Annotated in this window: 14 protein-coding genes and 1 tRNA gene; 11 read left to right on the top strand and 4 right to left on the bottom strand. The window is 72.8% G+C overall.

Going from position 1 to position 20,538, the window contains the following annotated elements; genetic code table 11:
• The first annotated feature begins 72 nt into the window (after positions 1-72).
• The 4 genes from sepX (at position 73) to ACZ51D_RS06205 (ending at position 4,450) form a co-directional block, all read left to right on the top strand.
• Positions 73-1,065, top strand: coding sequence for a divisome protein SepX/GlpR (sepX, locus tag ACZ51D_RS06220; RefSeq protein ID WP_465661341.1), 993 nt, complete (start codon positions 73-75; stop codon positions 1,063-1,065).
• A gap of 79 nt (positions 1,066-1,144) precedes the next feature.
• A tRNA-Ala gene (locus ACZ51D_RS06215) sits at positions 1,145-1,218 on the top strand.
• A gap of 352 nt (positions 1,219-1,570) precedes the next feature.
• Complete coding sequence (locus ACZ51D_RS06210; RefSeq protein ID WP_465661340.1) at positions 1,571-2,773, top strand: glycosyltransferase 87 family protein; 1,203 nt, start codon at positions 1,571-1,573, stop codon at positions 2,771-2,773.
• Positions 2,774-2,830: 57 nt separating this feature from the next.
• The gene (locus tag ACZ51D_RS06205; RefSeq protein ID WP_465661338.1) at positions 2,831-4,450 is read left to right on the top strand and encodes a DUF2079 domain-containing protein; all 1,620 of its coding nucleotides are present in this window, start codon (positions 2,831-2,833) and stop codon (positions 4,448-4,450) included.
• 96 nt (positions 4,451-4,546) lie between these two features.
• Here the strand turns inward: ACZ51D_RS06205 and ACZ51D_RS06200 are convergent, their stop codons facing one another.
• Both ACZ51D_RS06200 and ACZ51D_RS06195 read right to left on the bottom strand, forming a co-directional pair.
• A complete protein-coding gene (locus tag ACZ51D_RS06200) occupies positions 4,547-5,410 on the bottom strand; it encodes a peptidase (protein WP_465661336.1) in 864 nt (287 codons plus the stop codon).
• 2 nt (positions 5,411-5,412) lie between these two features.
• Positions 5,413-6,744: a VWA domain-containing protein gene (locus ACZ51D_RS06195; protein ID WP_465661335.1), complete on the bottom strand. Its 1,332-nt coding sequence runs from the start codon at positions 6,742-6,744 to the stop codon at positions 5,413-5,415.
• Between the two features lie 389 nt (positions 6,745-7,133).
• Here ACZ51D_RS06195 and ACZ51D_RS06190 point away from each other — a divergent pair, with 389 nt between their 5' ends.
• From ACZ51D_RS06190 to ACZ51D_RS06175, 4 genes are all read left to right on the top strand, one after another.
• The gene (locus ACZ51D_RS06190; protein WP_465661334.1) at positions 7,134-8,522 is read left to right on the top strand and encodes an FtsW/RodA/SpoVE family cell cycle protein; all 1,389 of its coding nucleotides are present in this window, start codon (positions 7,134-7,136) and stop codon (positions 8,520-8,522) included.
• Complete coding sequence (locus ACZ51D_RS06185; RefSeq protein WP_465616666.1) at positions 8,522-10,030, top strand: penicillin-binding transpeptidase domain-containing protein; 1,509 nt, start codon at positions 8,522-8,524, stop codon at positions 10,028-10,030. Before ACZ51D_RS06190 ends, ACZ51D_RS06185 begins: the two co-directional genes overlap by 1 nt.
• Positions 10,031-10,209: 179 nt before the next feature.
• Positions 10,210-11,769 (top strand): amino acid permease, encoded by a 1,560-nt coding sequence (locus ACZ51D_RS06180; RefSeq protein ID WP_465616668.1) that lies wholly within the window; start codon positions 10,210-10,212, stop codon positions 11,767-11,769.
• A gap of 338 nt (positions 11,770-12,107) precedes the next feature.
• Positions 12,108-13,322 carry a glycosyltransferase family 87 protein gene (locus ACZ51D_RS06175; RefSeq protein WP_465661332.1) on the top strand — a complete coding sequence of 405 codons (1,215 nt, stop codon included), beginning with the start codon at positions 12,108-12,110 and terminating at the stop codon, positions 13,320-13,322.
• A 32-nt stretch (positions 13,323-13,354) separates the two neighbouring features.
• Here the strand turns inward: ACZ51D_RS06175 and ACZ51D_RS06170 are convergent, their stop codons facing one another.
• Together ACZ51D_RS06170 and ACZ51D_RS06165 are read right to left on the bottom strand one after the other, a co-directional pair.
• Entirely contained in the window at positions 13,355-15,118 is a 1,764-nt protein-coding gene (locus ACZ51D_RS06170; protein WP_465616672.1) for a penicillin-binding transpeptidase domain-containing protein, read from the bottom strand.
• A gap of 229 nt (positions 15,119-15,347) precedes the next feature.
• On the bottom strand, positions 15,348-17,138 hold the full coding sequence (locus tag ACZ51D_RS06165) for a dolichyl-phosphate-mannose--protein mannosyltransferase (RefSeq protein ID WP_465616674.1): 1,791 nt from the start codon (positions 17,136-17,138) through the stop codon (positions 15,348-15,350).
• 96 nt (positions 17,139-17,234) lie between these two features.
• Between ACZ51D_RS06165 and rsmI the strand changes: the two genes are divergently transcribed.
• From rsmI to metG, 3 genes are all read left to right on the top strand, one after another.
• Positions 17,235-18,104: a 16S rRNA (cytidine(1402)-2'-O)-methyltransferase gene (rsmI, locus tag ACZ51D_RS06160; RefSeq protein WP_465616676.1), complete on the top strand. Its 870-nt coding sequence runs from the start codon at positions 17,235-17,237 to the stop codon at positions 18,102-18,104.
• Between the two features lie 236 nt (positions 18,105-18,340).
• Positions 18,341-18,766: a hypothetical protein gene (locus tag ACZ51D_RS06155; protein ID WP_360494266.1), complete on the top strand. Its 426-nt coding sequence runs from the start codon at positions 18,341-18,343 to the stop codon at positions 18,764-18,766.
• 148 nt (positions 18,767-18,914) lie between these two features.
• Positions 18,915-20,537 (top strand): methionine--tRNA ligase, encoded by a 1,623-nt coding sequence (metG, locus tag ACZ51D_RS06150; RefSeq protein WP_465616678.1) that lies wholly within the window; start codon positions 18,915-18,917, stop codon positions 20,535-20,537.
• Position 20,538: the final 1 nt, after the last annotated feature.

Below are 20,538 nucleotides of genomic sequence, written 5' to 3'. Positions count from 1 at the left end.
ATCAGCTTGATCACACGACACGCCGCGTCAAATTGCTGCCAGGCCTTCCCCGGCGCCCGTACGGTGTGAATCGTGAGCAGTAGCGGCCTTATCTACGCCGTCATCGTAGGGGCCTGGGCCGCCTATCTGGTGCCGATGTGGCTCCGCAGGCAGGACGAACTCAACGAGGCGCGCCCGACGGAACGCTTCAGCACCGCCATCCGCCTGCTGGCCGGGCGTTCGGCGCTGGAACGGCGGGCAGCCCGGGCCCTGGGCGACGAACCGCGTGACGACGAGCACAGCAACGACGGCCCTCCCGAACGGGACGAGGCCGCCTCCGGCGACCCCGCGGCGCGGGAGCCCGAACCCCCGGCGCAGCGCCCGGCCGAACGGCCCGCCCCGGCGCCGCAGGTCGGGGTCGAAGGCCGGGCGCGGCTGCTGGCCCGCCGGCGCCGGATGGTCACCGCCCTCTTCCTCTCCTTCGCGCTCGGCGCGGTGGTCGCGGCGGTGGCCGGACTGGCCTTCCTCTGGGTCCCGGCCGTCCCGGCGGCCCTCCTCACCCTGTACATCGGCCACCTGCGCAAGCTGGAGCGCCAGCGGTACGAGGTGAAGCTCGACCGCGTCCGGGCCGCCCAGGCGGCCGAGCGGCTGCGCAAGCGCGAGCAGCAGCGCGCCTCGGCCGAGGCGGCCGACGCGGCCCCGGCCGAGGCGGAGCCGGCTCCGCCCGCGCGCGCCCGGGCGCGGACCGCCGGCCGCCCGCACCTGCGGCTGGCCGCCGACCCGGAGGAGGCCACCGTCGTGGTGCCCTCCGCCTCGGCGGTGGCCGAGGCGACCGAGCACGAGGAGTGGGTCGACGGCATGCGTGAGCGCGGCGCGGCCGGCCCGGACTCCTGGGAGCCGGTGCCCGTCCCGCTGCCGACGTACGTCACCGCGCCGGTCGCCCCCCGGGTCTCCCGCGGCCTCGACCTGTCGGCGCCCGGCACCTGGACCGCGGGCCGTCCCGCCGAATCCCGCACCACCCCGCTCTTCGACCAGTACGCCGAGCCGCAGGCCCCCGAGGCCCGCCCCCGCGCGGCCAACGAATGACCGGTCCGCCCCCCGATCGGCACCGCTCCGGGGGGTGGTCACGGACCCCCTCCGAAAGGTGCTAGAGTTTCTTCTCGTTGGGGCTGTGGCGCAGTCCGGTAGCGCACCTCGTTCGCATCGAGGGGGTCAGGGGTTCGAATCCCCTCAGCTCCACCCAACGGATCGGCTCCGGCCGGTCCACCGAAATCCCGCCGGGAGGCAACTCCCGGCGGGATTTCGTGTTTTGTGGCGCCGAACCGAGTCCGAGCCGACCCGGAGACTCGCCGTGGTCGGGATCACAACGCCCTCCGGGGGCGGTTTCTGACGCGGTTTGGGCCTCAGGGGGGTCGGTTATGGTGGGTGGGCCCAGACGCTGACGACGGAACGATCTGGTCTATCTCAACGGGGTGCCATCGCGGTGCGCGAGTTCGGTCTGACACGGTGGGTGCGACGGTCCGGCCCGGACGAATCCGGCGGCACCCCGGCAACCGGAAGATCGAATTCCTGGACCCTCGCGGCGACCTGCGTGGCAGCGGTGTCACTGGCGGTGTTCACCTTCTTCCGGCACGCCCACGCGGCCACCATGGTCGACATGCTGGTCTACCGGGCCGAGGGCCAGGCCGTCGTCCGCGGCGAGGACCTCTACGCGATGCGGCTGCCCGGCTGGGACCTGCCGGCCACCTACCCGCCGTTCGCCGCGATGCTCTTCGTGCCGAGCACCTGGTTCGACGTGAGCACCCTGCGCATCCTGGTGATGCTCCTCAACTACGTGCTGCTCGCCGTGGCCGTACACCTGTCGCTCAAGCTGGCCGGGTGGCCTAAGCAGCACCGCCCCGCCGTGGTGATCCTGGCGACCGGCCTGGGCATCTGGCTGGAGCCGGTCTTCACCACCTTCCAGTACGGCCAGGTCAACCTCGGCATCCTCTGCCTGGTGCTGTGGGACCTGACCCGCCCGGACCGCAACCGGTTCAAGGGCGTGGGCATCGGCCTGGCCACCGCCATCAAGATCACCCCGGGCCTGTTCGCGGTCTACCTGTTCCTGACCGGCCGGGTCCGGGCCGCGCTGGTCTCGGCCGGCACGTTCCTGGTGGCGGGCCTGATCGGCTGGGCCCTGCTGCCCGACGCCTCGTACGGGTTCTGGACCAGGTACCTGTGGGACCCGAGCCGGGTCGGCGTGACCGTCCTGGTGGACAACCAGTCGCTGCGCGGCGCCGTCTGCCGGCTGCTCGACGTCAACGACCCGGGCCTGGTCGGGCTGGCCGCCTCCGCGCTGGTCGGCGCCTTCGGGCTCGGGGTGGCGGTGCTGGCCGGGCGCTCGGCGCGGGTGCTGCGCCGGGCCGACGCCTGGGGCGGGGTCTGCGCCGCGTTCACCGCGCTGCTGGTCTCGCCGATCAGCTGGACCCACCACTGGGTCTGGTGCGTGCCGCTGATCGCCCTGCTGGTGGTCGAGGCCCGGACCAGGGCGCGGCAGGTCCTGCTCGGCGTGACCCTGCTGGTGTTCCTCTCCCACGTCATGTGGACGGTGCCGCACCGGTGGGGCCGCGGAGTCGACTGGTACTGGCAGCTGCCCGGCGCGATCTACCCGCCGATCGGGATCGCCGTCCTGGTCGTCCTGGGCGTGCGGGTGTACCGCGCCCGGCGGCAGGCCGTGGACGGGACCGGCGCCGGGGCCCGGGCGCTCCTGACCGCCAAGCCGGACCGCGATCCCGCGCTGACGAACCGGACCTGACGGACCGGACCCGACGAACCGGACCGACGGACCCCACACCGGACGGACAGACCTGACGTGACCACCCAGACCGCACCCCCGTCGCCGCCCGCCGCCGCGCCGGCCGCCCGGAACGCGGCCGCGGCCCTCCTGCTCGGCCCGGCCCGGCGCACCGCGCTGCTCACCGCGCTCTGCTTCGCGGTGATGTGCGCCATCGGTCTGCAGGGCTGGACGTCGGTGTCGCTCGGCGGCTTCGACCTCGGCATCTTCGACCAGGGCGTGCGCGGCTACGCCCACTTCGGGCTGCCCGTCTCCTCGCTGAAGAGCTACCACCACGAGTTCCCGCCCGGCTTCTCGCTGCTGGGCGACCACTTCTCGCCGGTCCTGGCACTGCTCGCGCCGCTCTACTGGATCTGGGACGACCCGCGCTCGCTGATCATCGGCCAGTCGCTGCTCTTCGCCGCCGGGGTGCCGCTGATCCGGCGGATCACCGCGCACGCCTTCGCCGCCGCCCAGCCGCGCACCGCCCGGCGGGCCGCCGACCTGGCCGGCCTGGCCTACGCGCTCGGCTGGCCGCTGCTGGTCGCCGCCCGGGTCGGGTTCCACGAGGTCGCCTTCGCCGTGCCGCTGACCCTGCTGATGCTGGAGCGCGGCCTGGCCCGCCGGTACGGCCCGGTGGTGCTCGCCGCCGTACTGCTGTGCTGCACCAAGGAGGACCTCGGCCTGATGGTCGGCGCGTACGGGCTGGTGCTGCTGCTGCGCACCCGCCGTACCGGGGACCGGGCGGGCCGCTTCACCGGCCTCGGGCTGCTGCTGGGCGGGCCGGTCGCCTCGGCCGCCGCGATCACGTGGCTGATCCCGGCGATGGGCGGGGAGCCCGGCTACTACTGGAACTACACGGCGCTCGGCGCGGACGGCGGGGACGCGCTGCGCCACCTGCTGCACAACCCGTTCCTGCTGGTGCAGACGGCCTTCGACCAGCCGCTCAAGCCGCTGCTGCTGCTCTGGCTGTTCGGGACGACGCTCCTGCTGCCGCTGCGCTCGGCCACCGTGCTGTGCGCGGTGCCGTTGCTGGCCGAGCGGATCCTGTCCAGCAACCCCAACCACTGGTCGATCGCCCGGCACTACGACTCGCTGCTCTGGCCGATCCTGCTCACCGCCGCCGTCGAGGTGCTCGGCCGGCTGAGCAGCGCCGAGCAGCCCGCGCGGACCGTCCGGCGGGCGCGGCTGCTCGGCCTCGGCACGGCCGGCATCGCGCTGGTGGCCGCCGTACCGATCGGGCTGCTGCAGCTGGCCGTACCGGCATCCTGGGAGGCCAAGCCGAGCGAGGCGGCGCTGGTGCGGGCGGCCGCGCTGATCCCGGACGGGGCCTCGGTGGAGGCGGACAACCAGATCGCGCCGCGGCTGACCGCCCGGACGGACGTGGTGCTGGTGGACGGCACGCCGCGCGGGCGCGAGTACGTGCTCACCCGGTCGAACAAGCGCTCCTTCCCGTTCGCCACGGACACCGAGCAGGCCCAGCGGATCCGGCTGCTGCTGGAGCACGGGTACCGGCAGCTCTGGGCCGAGGACGGCGTGGTGCTGCTGCACCGGGAGGGCGGCGAGCCCGTGCCCGGCGAGCACGTGCCCGGCCCGGGCAGCAAGCCGGTCCAGGACGTGGTCCCGTCCGACGTGGGGCACGACCTCTTCCGGGGCTGACCTCTTCCCGGGCCGGCCTCCGGGCTGACACCGGACACGGCCGAGGGCCGGTCGGAGAACTCTCCGGCCGGCCCTCGGGTCGTGTTGGGGCGCGGGTCAGGGGCGGTCGGCGTAGGAACCGCTCTGATGCGAGCCCTGGGGCGGGACGGCGCCGTAGCGGCCGGGCCGTCGGCCGTGCGGGTGCCGGGTCAGGTTGTAGCCGAGGACGCCCGCCAGCGCGGCCAGGAAGCCGCCGCCGATCGTCCAGTACCAGCGGCTGTTCCAACCGGAGAACCAGCCGGTGTACCAGTGCTCCTCCTCCGCCACCGGGGCGGCCGCCCTGGCGGTGCTCGCGCCGCCGCCGACCGGCGGGACCAGCGGGGCCTTCAGCTCCCCGCCCTCCGGCTGGGCGTTGTCGGAGTCGCCCTTGGCGGCGACGTGCAGCTGCACGGAGGCGGCCAGGCCGAGGTCCGGCTGCGGGACGTCGGTGACCGACAGCCGCACGTAGTAGGTGCCGGGCAGCGGGTCGCCGGACCACGGCTCGGCCCAGGTGCGGACCTCGCGCAGGGCGCAGTCGAGGGCCACCGTGGTGGCGGCCTGGTCGGCGGTGGCGTTCTGGGTGCCCGCGGTGCAGGCCTGGCGGCGGCGCAGGCCGTCGAAGACCTCGACGGACCAGGTCTGCGGGCCGTGCCGGTCGGTCGCGGGGGCCAGATTGACGGACAGCTTGACCGTCGGGGTCTGACCCTCGGAGGCGCCGAACGCCCAGTACAGGTAGTCGCCGGTGGAGGCGGCGACGTTGGCGTCCTGGCCGGGGGAGAGGTTGACCGCGGTCAGGAAGGAGGTGCCGGCCTTGGTGGCCGGGGCCGGGGTGCCGCTCGCGCTGGCCGAGGGGGACGGCGCGGCCGTGGCGGCCGGCGCGCCCATGGCGAGGGCGGGCAGCAGGGCGAGGGCGGCGAGGGCGCCGCGAGTCGTCGTACGCATGGTCAGTTCTCCCGCCAGACGGCGATCCGCCACCGTGCGATCCAGCCGAACAGCAGACCGAAGACCAGGCCCGCCAGGGTGAGGGTGAGCAGCAGGATCCAGCCGCGGCCGAGGCCCATCGCGGCGCCCTCGGGGGCGGGCGAGGAGGAGGCCAGGTCGACGGTCAGCTCCAGCGGCAGGCCGGGGTCGGCCTGTACGCCGGCCTGCGCGGCCAGCGAGTTGCTGACGACCAGGCAGACGCTGGTCGCCGGCTTCTCCTTCGACTCCTTCGACGAGGAGGTCGGGCTCGCGGTGACGTAGCCCTTGGAGTCGTCGGTGGACCAGCGCAGGCCGGTGGAGATCACGTCGGTGCGGCTGCTGCCGGCGTCGGTGCCGCGGACCAGTTCCTGGCCGGTCGCGCTGGTGGCCTGCAGCAGGACGCCGTAGTCCCGGGCCACCGGGCGGTCCAGTGCGACGCTGACGGAGGCGCGCAGCTCCTGGCCGGCCTTGACCGGGACCTTGTAGACGCGGTGCTCGGAGAACTTCTCGCGGTCGGTGTAGACACCCGGGGCGAGCACCGGGGCGCTCTCGCACTTGTCGGTGCCGGAGGTCTTGACCGGGGCCACCGTGTAGGTGTCGTTGGAGCGGTCGACCAGCTGCTTCACCTTGTCGGTGAGCTGCTGCGGGGTGCGGACGTCGGTGTAGGAGCCGCCGGTCGCGTTGGCGATGCAGAGCAGCTGCTGGCGGGTCTTGTCGTCGTGGGCCAGGCCGAGGGTGTCGACCACCAGGTGGATGCCCTGGGCGGCGAGTTCACGGGCGACGTCGCAGGGGTCGGGCGGGGTGCAGGTGTCCTCGCCGTCGGTGATCAGCACCACGCGGCGGGTGGTCTCGCCCTTGCCGAGGTCCTGGGCGGCGCCGCGCAGGGCCAGCCCGATCGGGGTGAAACCGGTGGGCCGCAGGGTGGCGACCGCGGTCTTGGCCTCGACCTTGTCGGTCTTGCCGACCGGGAACAGCTGCTTGGTGTCCTGGCAGCCGAGGTTCTTGTCGTTGCCGGGGTAGTTGGCGCCCAGCGTGCGGATGCCGAACTCGGTCTCCGCGGGCAGCGCGTCGATCACCTCGTTCAGCGACTGCTGGGCCACCGAGATGCGGCTCTTGCCCTGGATGTCGGTGGCGGTCATGGAGCCGCTGACGTCCAGGACGAGGTCGACCCGGGGGGCCTCCTTCGATGCGGGAGCGGCGCCGGCTGATGGTTCGTCGGCGTGGGCGGGCAGGCCGAGGAGCAGCGAGGCGCCCGTTATCGCCAGGGCGGCCAACAGGCTGCCGAGCCTGGTCTGTGGTCGTCGTCCGGTAGTCACCCGGCCGATCCTAGGGATCATCAGTTCGCCATGGCGAAACGAGTCCGGACCGTACGTCGGTCCGATCCGGCGTGAACTCCGGCGCGCGGACGAGGAATCCGCACGCCGGCGCGGCCCGGAACCGGCCGGGCGGCGGCCGGGCGGCGGCCGGGCGGCGGCTGGGGTGGGCACCCCGGCGGGTCCGGCAAAAACGGACACACCGCAGGTAACAGTCCATCCACATGGATAGTGCTCGTTAGGGTGACGAACCAGGGTGCCGGCGCCGTCGCCTCGCAACGCCGCCGCCGGCTGACCCTCCCCGCCTGACAGCCGCCCCGATCGGCATCCCCCGGACGGCGGCACCGGGCACCCCGCGACCCCCAGGACGGTCCGTGGCGACACCCTCCGCCGTGACGAGATCCGCCGCCCGGCCGAGCCGGCCGGTGCCGACCAGGCGCACCACCGAGCTCGTCCTGGTGCTCGCCGCCGTCCTGACCGCCGTGTTCGGCTACGTCGAGGTCGGCGTCAACCTGGACGGCACGGCGCCGGCCGACGCGGCCGAGTACGGCGCCGCGCTCGGCGTGCTCGCGCTCGCGGCGCACGCCGTCGTCCGGTGGCGGGCCCGGTACGCGGACCCGCTGCTGCTGCCGATCGCGGTGCTGCTGAACGGGATCGGCCTGGTGGTGATCTACCGGCTCGACCGGGCCGCCCCGGGCCGCGCCGCCGCCTCCACCCAGCTGCTCTGGTCCGCCCTGGGGGTGGCGCTGTTCATCGCGGTGGTGCTGCTGGTGCGCGACCACCGGCGGCTGCAGCGCTACGCGTACATCGGGGCCCTGGGGGCGTTGGTCCTGCTGGTGCTGCCGATCTTCTTCCCGCCGGTGTACGGCTCCCGGATCTGGATCGTGATCGGGCCGCTCTCCTTCCAGCCGGGGGAGTTCGCCAAGATCCTGCTGGCGGTCTTCTTCGCCGCCTACCTGGCCGTGCACCGGGACGCGCTGGCGCTGACCGGCCGCCGGGTCCGGCGCCGGCAGCTGCCGCGCGGGCGGGTGATCGGGCCGGTCCTGCTGATCTGGGCGGCCTTCGTCGGCGTGCTGGTTCTGGAGACCGACCTCGGGACCTCACTGCTGTTCTTCGGCCTGTTCGTGGTGATGCTCTACGTGGCCACCGCGCGCACCGGCTGGATCGCGATCGGGCTCGGCCTGGCCGCGGTCGGGGCGGTGACGGTGGGCCGGCTCTCGCCGCACGTGCACAGCCGGGTCGCGGACTGGCTGGACCCGCTGGGCTCGATCGCGGCGGGCCGGGGCGCCAACCAGATCGCCCAGTCGCTGTTCGCCTTCGCCTGGGGCGGCGAGCTCGGCACCGGGCTGGGCAACGGGCACTCGGTGCTGATCGGCTTCGCCGCCAAGTCGGACTTCATCCTCGCCACCATCGGCGAGGAACTCGGCCTGACCGGGCTGATCGCGGTGTTCCTGCTGTACGCGGTGCTGATCTCCCGGGGCTTCCGGACCGGCATCGCGCTGCGCGACCCGTTCGGGCGGCTGCTGGCGATCGGCCTGGCCTCGATCGTCGGGCTGCAGGTGTTCGTGGTCGCGGGCGGGGTGCTGGCGCTGATCCCGCTGACCGGGATGACCATGCCGTTCATCGCCCAGGGCGGCTCCTCGGTGGTCACCAACTGGATCATCGTCGCGCTGCTGGTGCGCATGAGTGACACCGCTCGGCGGTCCCGCATGAGCGATGTCGCTCATCGGTCCCTCATGAGTGACACCACTCAGGGCCCCGCGCCCCATGAGGAGGTCTGATGGCGCGCCGACGGCCGAGGGGCAACGGACCGCAGGGACTGCCCGGCATCTCGGTCACCGGGCGCCGCGCGGGCACCTTCTGCCTGCTGCTGGTCGCGGCGCTGTGCGTCCAGGCCACCCGGGTGCAGGTGTTCCAGGCCGACGACCTCGACCACAACAGCGCCAACCAGCGGCTCACCGTCGAGCGGTACGCCCAGCCGCGCGGCGACATCCTCGTCGGCTCGGAGCGGGTGACCGGCTCCGAGCCCACCGGCGGCCGGTACGCGTACAAGCGCAGCTACACCGACGGCCCGACCTACGCGGCCGTCACCGGCTTCGCCTCGCAGGCGTACGGCAACACCCAGCTGGAGGGGACCGAGGACGACCTGCTGACCGGCACCGACGGCCGGCTGGCCGGCTGGGCGATCTGGGACGCCGTCGCCCGCAGGCAGAACCCCGGCGGGGACGTGTACACCACGCTGAACCGGGCGGCCCAGGAAGCTGCGGTGCGCGGGCTCGGCGCGCAGAAGGGCGCGGTCGCCGCGATCGAGCCCGCGACCGGGCGGATCCTGGCGCTCGCCAGCACGCCCTCCTACGACCCCGGCGCCTTCGCCGGCTCCGCCGCCGCCGACCAGGAGGCCTGGAACCGGCTGCAGGCCGACACCGACCAGCCGATGCTCAACCGGGCGCTGCGCCAGACCTACCCACCGGGCTCGACCTTCAAGGTGGTCACCGCCGCGGCCGCGCTCGCGAACGGCGTGGTCACCGACATCGACGCGCCGACCGGGGCGCCCTTCCCGTACGTGCTGCCCGGGACGACCACGCCGCTGGTCAACGACACCCCGGCCTGCGACCGGCCCGGACTGTCGCTGGACGCCGCGATGACCGCCAGCTGCAACAGCGTGCTCGGCTACCTCGGGGTGCGCACCGGCCTGGACCGGATGGTGGCGATGGCCGGGAACTTCGGCTTCAACGACGCGAGGCTGGACATCCCGGTGCGTGCGGCCCGGTCGAACGTCGACACCAGGATGGACGAGTCGCAGCTGGCGCTCTCCTCGATCGGCCAGTTCGACACGGCGGCCACCCCGCTGGTGATGGCGATGGTCGCGGCCGGGGTCGCCAACGACGGGACGGTCATGCGTCCACAGCTTGTGGACAAGCTGACGAAGAGCGACGGCACCGCGGTGCAGCTGATGAAGCCCGCGACGTACCGGCAGGCGATGACGCCGGCGGTGGCCGCGCAGGTGCGCAGGCTGATGACCGACGTGGTGGAGAACGGGACCGGGGGCAACGCCCGGATCGGCGGGGCGGTGGTCGGCGGCAAGACCGGGACGGCCCAGCACGGGGTGGACAACAGCGAGACGCCGTACGCCTGGTTCATCTCCTGGGCCGAGCCGGCCGGCTCGGACGCGGTGCCGCCGGTGGCGGTGGCCGTGGTGGTCGCGGACAGTGACGCCACGGATGTCACGGGTGGCGCCCTGGCCGCGCCGATCGCCCGCTCGGTGATGCGGGCGGTGCTCGGCGGCTGACCCCCCTCGGTGCCGCTGAGCTGCTGCTTTAGCGGCCCGATGGCAGATGCGCCGTTTGCGAAGTGTCCGGTTTGTACAGCGATATGCTCCGTTTCGTACAATGCGCTGATCCGGACTGTTCGTTTGCGACACTGGTGCTTTCGCCGGGTACTGTCCCATCTTTGTTCGGTTGGTCCCTGATGACACCCCCGGGTGTCCCGGGTGGCCGGCCGCCAGGACACCCTCCCCTGCCCAGAAGGACCGCGGTTTTGGCCAGCAACACCATTGGTGCGCGTCTGCTGCGACGCAAGCCCGTCTCGTCACTGATCGCGGAGAGCGAAGGGCGCGACGCCCTTCCGGCCGGCGCGCCCGAGGAGGGTGGACGCTCCGGCATCCACCTGCGCCGCTCGATCGGCCTCTGGCAGCTGTCCGCGATCGGCATCGGCGCCACCATCGGCACCGGCATCTTCTTCGTGCTGAACACCGCGGTGCCCTCGGCCGGCCCGGCCGTCATCCTGTCCTTCGTGATCGCCGCGGTCACCGCCGGACTCACCGCGCTCTGCTACGCCGAGATGGCCTCCGCGATCCCGGTCTCCGGCTCCTCGTACTCCTACGCCTACGCCACCCTCGGCGAGGGCGTGGCCTTCGGCGTCGGCATCTGCCTGCTGATGGAGTACGGCGTCTCGGCCTCCGCGATCGCGGTCAGCTGGGCCGAGTACCTGAACAAGTTCCTCGACCTGGCCTTCGGGTTCAAGATCCCGGAGCAGCTGTCCGGTGCGCCGGACGGCACCCACTGGTTCAACCTGCCCGCGCTGCTGCTGGTCGCGATGGTCTGCGTCCTGCTGATCCGCGGCGTCAGCGAGTCGGTGAAGGTCAACGCGGCCATGGTCGGGATCAAGATCCTCATCCTGCTGCTGTTCATCGGCATCGCGCTCACTGGCTTCCACTCCGGCAACCTGAGCCCGTTCATGCCGCTCGGCATCGGCGGCGTGCAGGTCGCCGCGTCCAGCATCTTCTTCTCCTTCATCGGCCTGGACGCCGTGTCCACCGCCGGCGAGGAGGTCAAGAACCCGCGCCGCACCCTGCCGATGGCGATCATCATCTCGCTGGTGGTGGTGACCCTGCTCTACATCCTGGTCGCCCTGGCCGGCATCGGCGCCCAGCCCTGGCAGAAGTTCGACGGCCAGGAGGCCGGCCTCGCCCAGATCCTCCAGGACATCACCGGCCAGAGCTGGCCCGCGATGGTCTTCGCGGTCGGTGCGATCCTCTCGATCTTCAGCATCACCCTCGTGGTGATCTACGGCCAGACCCGCATCCTGTACTCGATGGGCCGCGACGGCATGCTGCCCAAGCGCTTCGCCGAGCTCTCCCCGCGCACCGGCACCCCGGTCTGGAACACCCTCGTGGTGGGCCTCGGCGTGGGCGCGCTGGCCGCCTTCGTCCCGCTGAACGTCCTGGCCGACATCACCAGCCTCGGGACGCTCATCGCCTTCTCGGTGGTCTCGATCGGCGTGATCGTGCTGCGTCGCACCCAGCCCGACCTGCCGCGCGGCTTCAAGGTGCCCGGCTACCCGGTCGTCCCGCTGGTCAGCGTCGGCTTCTGCGTCTACCTGATCACCGGTCTGCACGCCGACACCTTCCGGGCCGGGGGGATCGCCCTCGCCGTCGCCGTGGTCGTCTACTTCGGCTACAGCATCAAGCACTCGCGGCTGGAGCAGGCAGAGCGGGAGGCCGTCCCGGCGGACCGCACCGCCGGCTGACCGGCAGACGAACCAGACGTGAAGGGCCGCCGACCGGTACGACATCCGGCGGCCCTTTTCGTGCCATCACCCGCCCAGTGCCCGACGCCATGGCGACAGGGCCGGGCCCGCACCCATAACCTTCCACCATGGTGAGCACCCGCACGCCCGGCTTCTCCCGCCCGCGCGGCCGCTTCACCGGCCGCCGCAGAACGCCGGCCCAGTCCATCGCGACCGAGACGTCGTCCAGACCCGGACGACCACCGAGAGGCTTCTCCGTCCGGCCGTTCCCCCGACAGCGTGGCGAGAGCACCTTTCCGCCCACGCCCGATCGACTGAATCCCGCCAAGCTCGCCTCGATGCGGACCGTCCAACTGCTCGGCTGCCTCATCGCGGCCGGCTGGGCCGGAGCCTTCCCGCTCGTCTCCGACCTGGCCAACCAGCGGCTGTGGGGCCTGATCGCGGCCCCCGCCTACCTCCTGGCCGGTCTGCTCTGCCTGACCCTGCCGCGCCGCTTCGCGGCCCACGCCGGCGCCGCCGTCGCCCTCGTCGGCGCCGTCCTCGTACCGCTCGGACTGCTCGCCCTGCACGGCCGCCACCAGTCCGAGGTCATGGTGGTCGAACGCTCGGCCCACCTGCTGCTCACCACCGGCGACGCCTACCTGCCCCACCCGGTGGTGGTCACCGACTACAACCCGTACCTGCCGGCGATGGCCCTGTTCGGGCTTCCGCGCCAGCTGCTCGGCGACTCCACCGCCTTCGCCAAGGTCGCCGGGGACGCCCGGATCTGGTTCGCGCTGACCTTCTTCGTCTGCCTGCTGGCCGCCTGGCGGCTGCTGCGGCCCGCCCGCCCCGTCGGCGGCGCCCCGCGCGCGCCCCTGCTGCCGCTGGCCGTCCTCACCGCCTCGCCGCTGATAGCGCTCGCCCTGGCGGTCGGCGGGGTGGACCTGCCGCTGATCGGCGTCTGCTGCCTGGCCATGGCGCTCGCCGAGCGGGACCGCACCGTCGGCGCCGGACTGGTGCTCGCCCTCGCCTGCACCCTGAAGTGGACGGCCTGGCCCGCCCTGCCGGTCGCCGTCCTGCTGCTCTGGCGGCTGTACGGGCGCCGGCCCGCCGCCCGGACCGCGCTGATCGGGGTCGGGGTGAGCGTGGCCGTGATCCTGCCGTCCGTCCTGACCCAGTCGGACGCGCTGCGCGAGCAGGTGGTGCGCTTCCCGCTCGGGATGACCGCGATCCGCACCCCGGCGGGCAGCCCGCTGCCCGGCAAGGTGCTGGCCGGCTTCGGGCCGACCGGGCACGCCATCTCGCTGGCCCTGATGACCGTGGCCCTGATCGCGGTGGCGATCTGGCTGCTGGCCCGGCCGCCGGTCTCCGCGATCGCCGCCGCCGACCTGCTGGCCGCCGGGCTCGCGATCGCCTTCATGCTCGCCCCGGCCGGGCGGTTCGGGTACCTGGCGCTGCCGGTGGTGCTGGTGATCTGGCCCCGGCTGGCGGCCCGGCGCTGGAGCAGCCGGCGCCCGGCGCCACCCGGCCGGGTGCCGGACGTGCCGGAGCCCGCCCTGCCGCGAGGCTGAGAGCGGGCTCCGTACGGGGGACCAGCCGTGGGTCAGTGGCCGGCGGCGGCCTTCAGGAGGGAGGCCACCGCCGGGCCCGCCGCGTCGACGCCGTGGCCGCCGCCCTGGACCTCGGCGGCCACCGCGATGTTGCCGCGGAAGGCGGTGAACCAGCTGTTGGTGGTGGACGCGCCCTGGACCTCGGCGGAGCCGGTCTTGGCGCCCGCGTTGTCGGTGATCCCGGCCATCACGTCCTTGGCCGTGCCGCCGATGGCGGTGGCGTTCATCATCGCGCGCAGCTTGGCGGCGACGTCCGGCGAGATCTGGCGGGCCGCCGCCTGCTGCGGCAGGCCGGCGACCAGGATGGGCTGCTTGAACGCCCCGCTCTGGACGGTCGCGGTGATCGAGGCGATCGCCAGCGGGTTCATCTGGACCTTGCCCTGGCCGATGTAGTTCATGGCCTGCTCGTCCTTGCTGCCCGGCGTCGCCGGCACCTTGCCGTCGGTGTTCGGCAGGCCGGTCTTCCACTCCAGGCCGATGCCGAACACGTCCTTGGCGGTGGAGGACAGCGTCTCCGGCTTGAGGCTGGTCAGGCCCTGGTTGATGAAGGCCGTGTTGCAGGACACCATGAAGTCCTGCTGGAGCGTGTTGTTCGGGAAGGCGCCGGGGAAGTCGTTCGGGATCGCCACCGAGTTGCTGCTCTTCTCCGGGCAGGGCACCACGGTGTCCGGGTTGACCCCGGCCTCCAGCAACGCCGCCGAGGTGACGATCTTCATCGTCGAGCCCGGCGCGAGCAGCCCGGCGAAGGCCCGGTTCTGGCCGTTGGCGGGCGAGTTGGCGAAGGCCAGCACCTGACCGGTGCTCGGCTCGATCGCCACGATGGAGGCGGGCTTGCCGCCCAGGTCGGTCATCGCCTTCTCGGCGGCGGCCTGGACGGTGTTGTCGAGGGTCACCTTGAACGGCTTGCCGGGCTTCGGCTCGACGATGGTGAACAGCTTGTCGGTGGCGCCCTTGCCGGCCGGGTCGCTGATCACCACGGCCTTGCCCGAGTCCTGGTCCTTGGCCGGGTCCGGCGGGAGCAGCTTCTGGGCGTTCTCCTGGATGCTGTTCATCAGCGCCGGGGTGAGCGAGGCGCCCTGCAGCGGCTTGCCGTTGCGGTCCACCACGGTGGACGGCGGGGCGAAGACCTGCTGGACGGCGATGGTCTCGTTGCCGGACAGGTGGGGGTGGATCACCGACGGCGCCCAGTGCACGGCCGGGGTGTTGTCGCTCATCTTCACGACGCCCAGGAAGCCCTGGTAGTCCCAGGCCCGGTTGGTGCCCTCGAACTCGGCACGGGCCTTGAAGCTCATCAGCGTGCCGGTGGGCCCGGGCGTGGCCGAGGCGGACGGCGAGTCGCCGGCGCCCGGGGTGCCGGCCGCGGACGGCGTCGCGGAGGCCCCGGCGGAAGGCTTGGCCGGAGCGGGGGTGCCGGTGGCGGCGGCGAAGACCTGCTGGGTGGTCGGACCGGTCGGGGCGAGCGTCAGCGCGCTCGGCTTCACCTGGTCCCGGAAGGCGGTCAGCGCGGTGGTGGCCGCGGCCGGGTCGTCGGTCAGCGAGGCCGCCTTGGCGATGTCGCCGGCCGCCCAGGCCGCCAGGAAGTCCTTCGCGCCCGACGCCGCCTGGTCGGCCGACGGCGGTTCGGCGACCACCGTACGGGCCTTCTTGCCCCCGGAGTCGGAGTCCGAGCCCATCAGGCTGTACGCGCCGTAGCCGCCGCCCGCGAGGACGGCGATGGACACGCCGGTGATGATGCCGATCTTCGCGCCACTGCGCATGGTGCAGGTCCCCCAGGGGTCTCGCGGCCGGGCGCAACCGGCCGGGGCCGGAAACGCGGTACGCCCCCACCCTAGGCAGGCGGAATCGGTGCGCCGACGAAACGCCCGGGACTTGTGACGGATCTGGTACGTGTCGTGCACCGCATACGGATGATTCGGGGGGACACGGTGTGTGCCGGACCGCGGGCCGGGTGGACCGGCCGTCGGGCCCGGCTGTCGGGCCCCGCCGTCAGATCCAGCTGTTGAACCACATCCGGCGGCGCCAGTCCTCCAGCGGGATGGTCTGGCCGGTGAAGAGCGGGAAGAAGAACAGGAAGTTCCAGACGATCAGCAGCACCAGCAGGCCGGCCGCCGCGGAGCCGATGATCCGGCGGTCCCGGGAGGCGCCGGGCGGGCCGATCAGGGCGCCGACCAGCATCGTCACCGCGAGCACCAGGAACGGGACGAAGACCACCGCGTAGAAGAGGAAGATCGTCCGCTGCTGGTAGGCGAACCACGGCAGGTAGCCCGCGGCCAGGCCGCACAGCAGCGCGCCGGCCCGCCAGTCCCGCCGGAACGCCCAGCGCCACAGGCAGTAGACCAGGGCCACCACGGCCGTCCACCACAGCAGCGGGGTGCCGATGCCCAGCACCTCGCGGGCGCAGTCGGCGGCGGTGCAGCCGGCCTGTCCCAGCTTGGGGGACTCGTAGTAGAAGGAGACCGGTCGGCCCAGCACCAGCCAGGACCACGGGTTCGACTGGTAGGTGTGCGGGTCGCTCAGGTGGGTGTGGAACTCGTAGACCGTCGAGTGGTAGTGCCACAGGGCGCGCAGGCCCTCGGGTATCCACGGGTAGTCGGTGGAACGGCCGACCGCCCAGTCCCGGCCCCAGCCGCCCTTCCCCGGGGCGTTGCTGCTGGCGAACCAGCCCCACCAGGACGCGACGTAGACCGCCAGCGGGACCACGACGACCGACACGAAGGCCGGCGCCACGTCCCGGGCCAGCACCGCGCGGTACGGGCGCGGGGCGCCGGCCAGGCGGCGGGCGCCGACGTCCCAGAGCGCGGTCATCAGGCCGAACGCCGCCATCACGTACAGGCCGCTCCACTTGGTGGCGCAGGTCAGGCCGATGCAGACGCCGGCCGCGATCCGGTACGGGCGCCAGCCCAGGCCCAGCCGCTGGGCGAGCTCCGGGTTCTCGACCCCGCCCAGCTTCTCGGCCAGCAGCGCCCGGGTGCGGTCGCGGTCCAGCAACAGGAAGCCGAAGGCGGCGACGATCCAGAACATCACCACCAGGTCGAGCAGGGCGGCCCGACTGAGGACCAGGTGCAGGCCGTCCACCGAGAGCAGCAGGCCGGCCACGCAGCCCAGCAGGGTCGAGCGGAACATCCGGCGGGCGATCCGGGCCAGCATCAGCACCGACAGCGTGCCGAGCAGGGCCACCGCGAAGCGCCAGCCGAAGGGGTTCATGCCGAACAGCTGCTCGCCCGCACCGATGATCCACTTGCCCACCGGCGGATGGACCACGTACGAGGCGGCCGACCGGTACGGGACGGCCGCGCCGGGCGTCATGATCGTCGCGTTGGCCTCCTCCGGCCAGCTGATCTCGTAGCCGCCGTGCCAGAGCGCGTAGGCGTCCTTGGCGTAGTACGTCTCGTCGAAGATGATCGCGTGCGGCTGGCCGAGGTTGGTGAACCGCAGGATCCCGGCGAACACCGCGACCGCGACCGGGCCCAGCCAGCCGGACCAGCGGCACAGGAAGTACCACAGGCCCTGCGGCAGCGAGACGCCCAGGCGCAGCAGCAGCGGCGACTGCGGCACGTCGCGCGGGGTCACCCGGGGGCCGTCCGGCATCGGCGGCACCAGGCGCTCGGCCAGCGGCGCGGTCGGGCGGGCGCGGTAGCCGTGCGCGGCCAGGCGCTCGCGCCAGGCCGGGGGTGCGGTCCGGGGTGAGCGGGGAGACGGCAGAACGACGCCGCCCCGCGCGGAGTGGTCCGTACCAGTGGGCGTCTGCGCCGCCGTGTCGCCGTTCATCCGCCACATCGTAGGGGCGCCCTTCGTACGCGTGTCCGCTCCCTCGGAAGCTGCCCGAATCGTCACCAAAAGCCCCCGGCGGCCGCAGCTGGAAGGATGGGGCCCGTGACAGGAGTACTCGTTCTCGCAGGCACCCCCATCGGCGACGTCTCGGACGCCCCGCCCCGACTGGTCCACGAACTGGCGACGGCGGACGTCATCGCCGCCGAGGACACCCGGCGGCTGCGCCGGCTCACCCAGGCACTCGGGGTGACCCCGGCGGGCCGGGTCGTCTCGTACTTCGAGGGCAACGAGGTCGGCCGCACCCCCGAACTGGTCGAGGCGCTGCTCGGCGGCGCCCGGGTGCTGCTGGTCACCGACGCCGGCATGCCCTCGGTCTCCGACCCCGGCTACCGGCTGGTCGCCGCGGCCGTCGCGGCGGACCTCAAGGTCACCGCGGTGCCCGGGCCGTCCGCGGTGCTCACCGCGCTCGCGCTGTCCGGCCTGCCGGTCGACCGCTTCACCTTCGAGGGCTTCCTGCCGCGCAAGACCGGCGACCGGGCCCGACAGCTCGCCTCGATCGCCGCCGAGCCGCGCACCATGGTCTTCTTCGAGGCGCCGCACCGGATCGCCGAGGCGCTGACCGCGATGGCCGAGGCGTTCGGGCCGGAGCGCCCCGCCGCCGTCTGCCGCGAGCTGACCAAGACCTACGAGGAGGTCAAGCGCGGGCCGATCGGCGAGCTGGCGGCCTGGGCCGCGGAGGGCGTCAGGGGCGAGATCACCGTCGTCGTCGCAGGCGCCCCGCCGGCCGCGCCGCAGGAACTGACCCCGGCCGAGCTGGCCCGGCTGGTGGCCGTGCGCGAGGAGGCGGGGGAGCGGCGCAAGGAGGCCATCGCGGCGGTCGCGGCGGAGCTCTCGCTGCCCAAGCGGGAGGTCTTCGACGCGGTCGTGGCGGCCAAGAGGGAAGGCTCGGCCGAGGGCCTGAAAAAGGGGTGAATTCCCGGGGGTTGCGTTGCGCACGGGTAGTCGTACCTTGGAGGGAAGGCCCCGGTAAACACCCGCTGAGCTGAAGTTTCGGTCGCGGTTTTCGGTCCGGGGGAGGCCCTTCGTATAGGGCTTCCCAATCCGCATCCAAGTCTTCACAAGTGGGGCATCGGCCGGGGCGGTCCGGGCATTTCCTGGAATGGAAAGACCCAGCCGGGCGAGCGCCCGGCGGGCGCTGGGAGACGGCTATGAGCGACATTGTCGGTAACCCCCGCGGTGGCAACGCGCTGAGCACGGCCGGACTGGCCGGGCGGGCGCACACTCCCGTCGAGACCGTCCGGGAGGCCTACTCCTTCGCGTGCCTGCGCTGCGGGTACGGCTGGGAGCAGGCGTACGACATCGAGCACCACGTGTCCAAGGACGGGCACGTCGTGTTCGAGTACCACGCCAACGGTGTCCGGGTGCCGTCCCCGCTGCTCAAGCCGACCTGCCCCGGGTGCGGTGGCCACACCGTCCGGATCATGCGCGAGGGCCGGGTAGCCTCCGCCGACCGGCCCTCGCACCACGCCCCCGGCTACCCGGCGCACGCCGAGCCGGCCGGGCCGCCCCCGGTGCCCGCGCCCGCCAAGCCGCGCGGACGCTGGGCCCGGTTCTGGTCGCGGCTGCTGGGCTGACCCCGGAGGCCGGCGGGCCGACCCCGGAGGCTGCCGCGCTGATACCGGAGGGCGCGGGGCTGACACCGGAGGACGCGGGAAGGGCCGCCCCCGGCCGGGACACAACTCGGTCGAGGACGGCCCGCGTCCCCGACTAAGCTTTCCGACCATGGCGGCCACTGCAGACCACAGCACCACCGGGACGAACGCCCCGGCGTACTACGTTTCCACCCCGATCTACTACGTCAACGATCGCCCCCACCTGGGCCACGCGTACACCACCGTGGCGGGCGACGTCCTCACCCGCTGGCACCGCCAGCGCGGTGAGAAGGTGTGGTACCTGACCGGCACCGACGAACACGGTCAGAAGATCCTGCGGACCGCCGAGGCGAACGGCGTCAGCCCGCAGGAGTGGTGCGACAAGCTGGTCGAGGAAGCCTGGAAGCCGCTCTGGGAGCACCTGGAGATCGCCAACGACGACTTCATCCGCACCACCCAGCAGCGGCACACCGACCGCGTGCAGGAGTTCGTCCAGGACCTGTACGACAAGGGCGAGATCTACAAGGGCGGCTACTCCGGCCCGTACTGCGTCGGCTGTGAGGAGTACAAGCTCCCCAACGAGCTGCTCGACGGCGCGAGCGAGGACGAGAAGCTCTGCCCGATCCACAAGAAGCCGGTGGAGTGGCTGGAGGAGGAGAACTACTTCTTCCGCCTGTCGGCCTACGGCGAGAAGCTGCTGGAGTTCTACGCCGAGAACCCCGGCTTCATCGCCCCCGAAACCGCCCGCAACGAGGTGCTGCGCTTCGTCGAGCAGGGCCTGCAGGACCTCTCGATCTCCCGCTCCACCTTCAACTGGGGCGTGCCGCTTCCCTGGGACGAGAAGCACGTCCTCTACGTGTGGGTCGACGCGCTGCAGAACTACATCACCGCAGCCGGCTACGGCAGCGACCCGGAGCGCTTCGCCGAGCTGTGGCCGGCCTCCGTCCACCTGGTCGGCAAGGACATCCTCCGCTTCCACGCGGTCATCTGGCCCGCCATGCTGATGGCCGCCGGCCTGCCGCTGCCCAAGCGGGTCGTGGCCAACGGCTGGCTGATGGTCGGCGGCGAGAAGATGTCCAAGTCCAACCTGACCGGCATCGCGCCCACCGACCTGACCTCGCACTTCGGCGTGGACGCGTACCGCTACTACTTCCTGCGGGCGATCCCGTTCGGCACGGACGGCTCGTTCTCCTGGGAGGACTTCACCGCCCGCTACACCTCCGAACTCGCCAACGACTTCGGCAACCTGGCCTCCCGGGTCGCCGCGATGGTCGGCAAGTACTTCGACGGGGTGCTGCCCGCGGCCACCGCGCCCGGCGACGCCGAGCAGGCCGTCGCCGACGGGCTGACCAAGGCCGTCGCGACGGCCGACCGGAAGATCGGCGAGGAGCTGGACTTCGCCGGCGGCCTCGCGGCGATCTTCGAGTTCGTCAAGCAGGTCAACGGCTACATCACCGAGCAGGAGCCCTGGAAGGTCGCCAAGGACGAATCGGCGGAGGGCCGGGCGCGCCTCGCGACCATCCTCTACACCGCCGCCGAGTCGCTGCGCGCCACCGCCGTCCTCCTCAACCCGGTGATGCCGACCACCGCCGAGAAGCTGTGGGACTCGCTGGGCGCCGAAGCCGCCGGGCTGGGCGCGCTGCCCGCGCAGACCATCGCCACCGTGGCCGACTGGGGCCGGCTGCCCGCCGGTGCCACCGTCACCAAGGGCGAGATCCTCTTCCCGCGCCTCGAAGAGAAGCCGGCCGCCTGAC

Source organism: Kitasatospora sp. NPDC033851 (assembly GCF_055576085.1).
This window is presented reverse-complemented; position numbering and strand designations above follow the sequence as displayed.

What these genes read in the sequence shown, in the direction of transcription:
- ACZ51D_RS06200 (WP_465661336.1), bottom strand. Translation starts at nt 5,410, where the DNA reads ATGCGTACGACGACTCGCGGCGCCCTCGCCGCCCTCGCCCTGCTGCCC.
- ACZ51D_RS06185 (WP_465616666.1), top strand. Translation starts at nt 8,522, where the DNA reads ATGGCGCGCCGACGGCCGAGGGGCAACGGACCGCAGGGACTGCCCGGC.
- ACZ51D_RS06180 (WP_465616668.1), top strand. Translation starts at nt 10,210, where the DNA reads ATGACACCCCCGGGTGTCCCGGGTGGCCGGCCGCCAGGACACCCTCCC.
- ACZ51D_RS06175 (WP_465661332.1), top strand. Translation starts at nt 12,108, where the DNA reads ATGCGGACCGTCCAACTGCTCGGCTGCCTCATCGCGGCCGGCTGGGCC.
- ACZ51D_RS06170 (WP_465616672.1), bottom strand. Translation starts at nt 15,118, where the DNA reads ATGCGCAGTGGCGCGAAGATCGGCATCATCACCGGCGTGTCCATCGCC.
- ACZ51D_RS06165 (WP_465616674.1), bottom strand. Translation starts at nt 17,138, where the DNA reads ATGTGGCGGATGAACGGCGACACGGCGGCGCAGACGCCCACTGGTACG.
- ACZ51D_RS06155 (WP_360494266.1), top strand. Translation starts at nt 18,341, where the DNA reads ATGAGCGACATTGTCGGTAACCCCCGCGGTGGCAACGCGCTGAGCACG.
- metG (WP_465616678.1), top strand. Translation starts at nt 18,915, where the DNA reads ATGGCGGCCACTGCAGACCACAGCACCACCGGGACGAACGCCCCGGCG.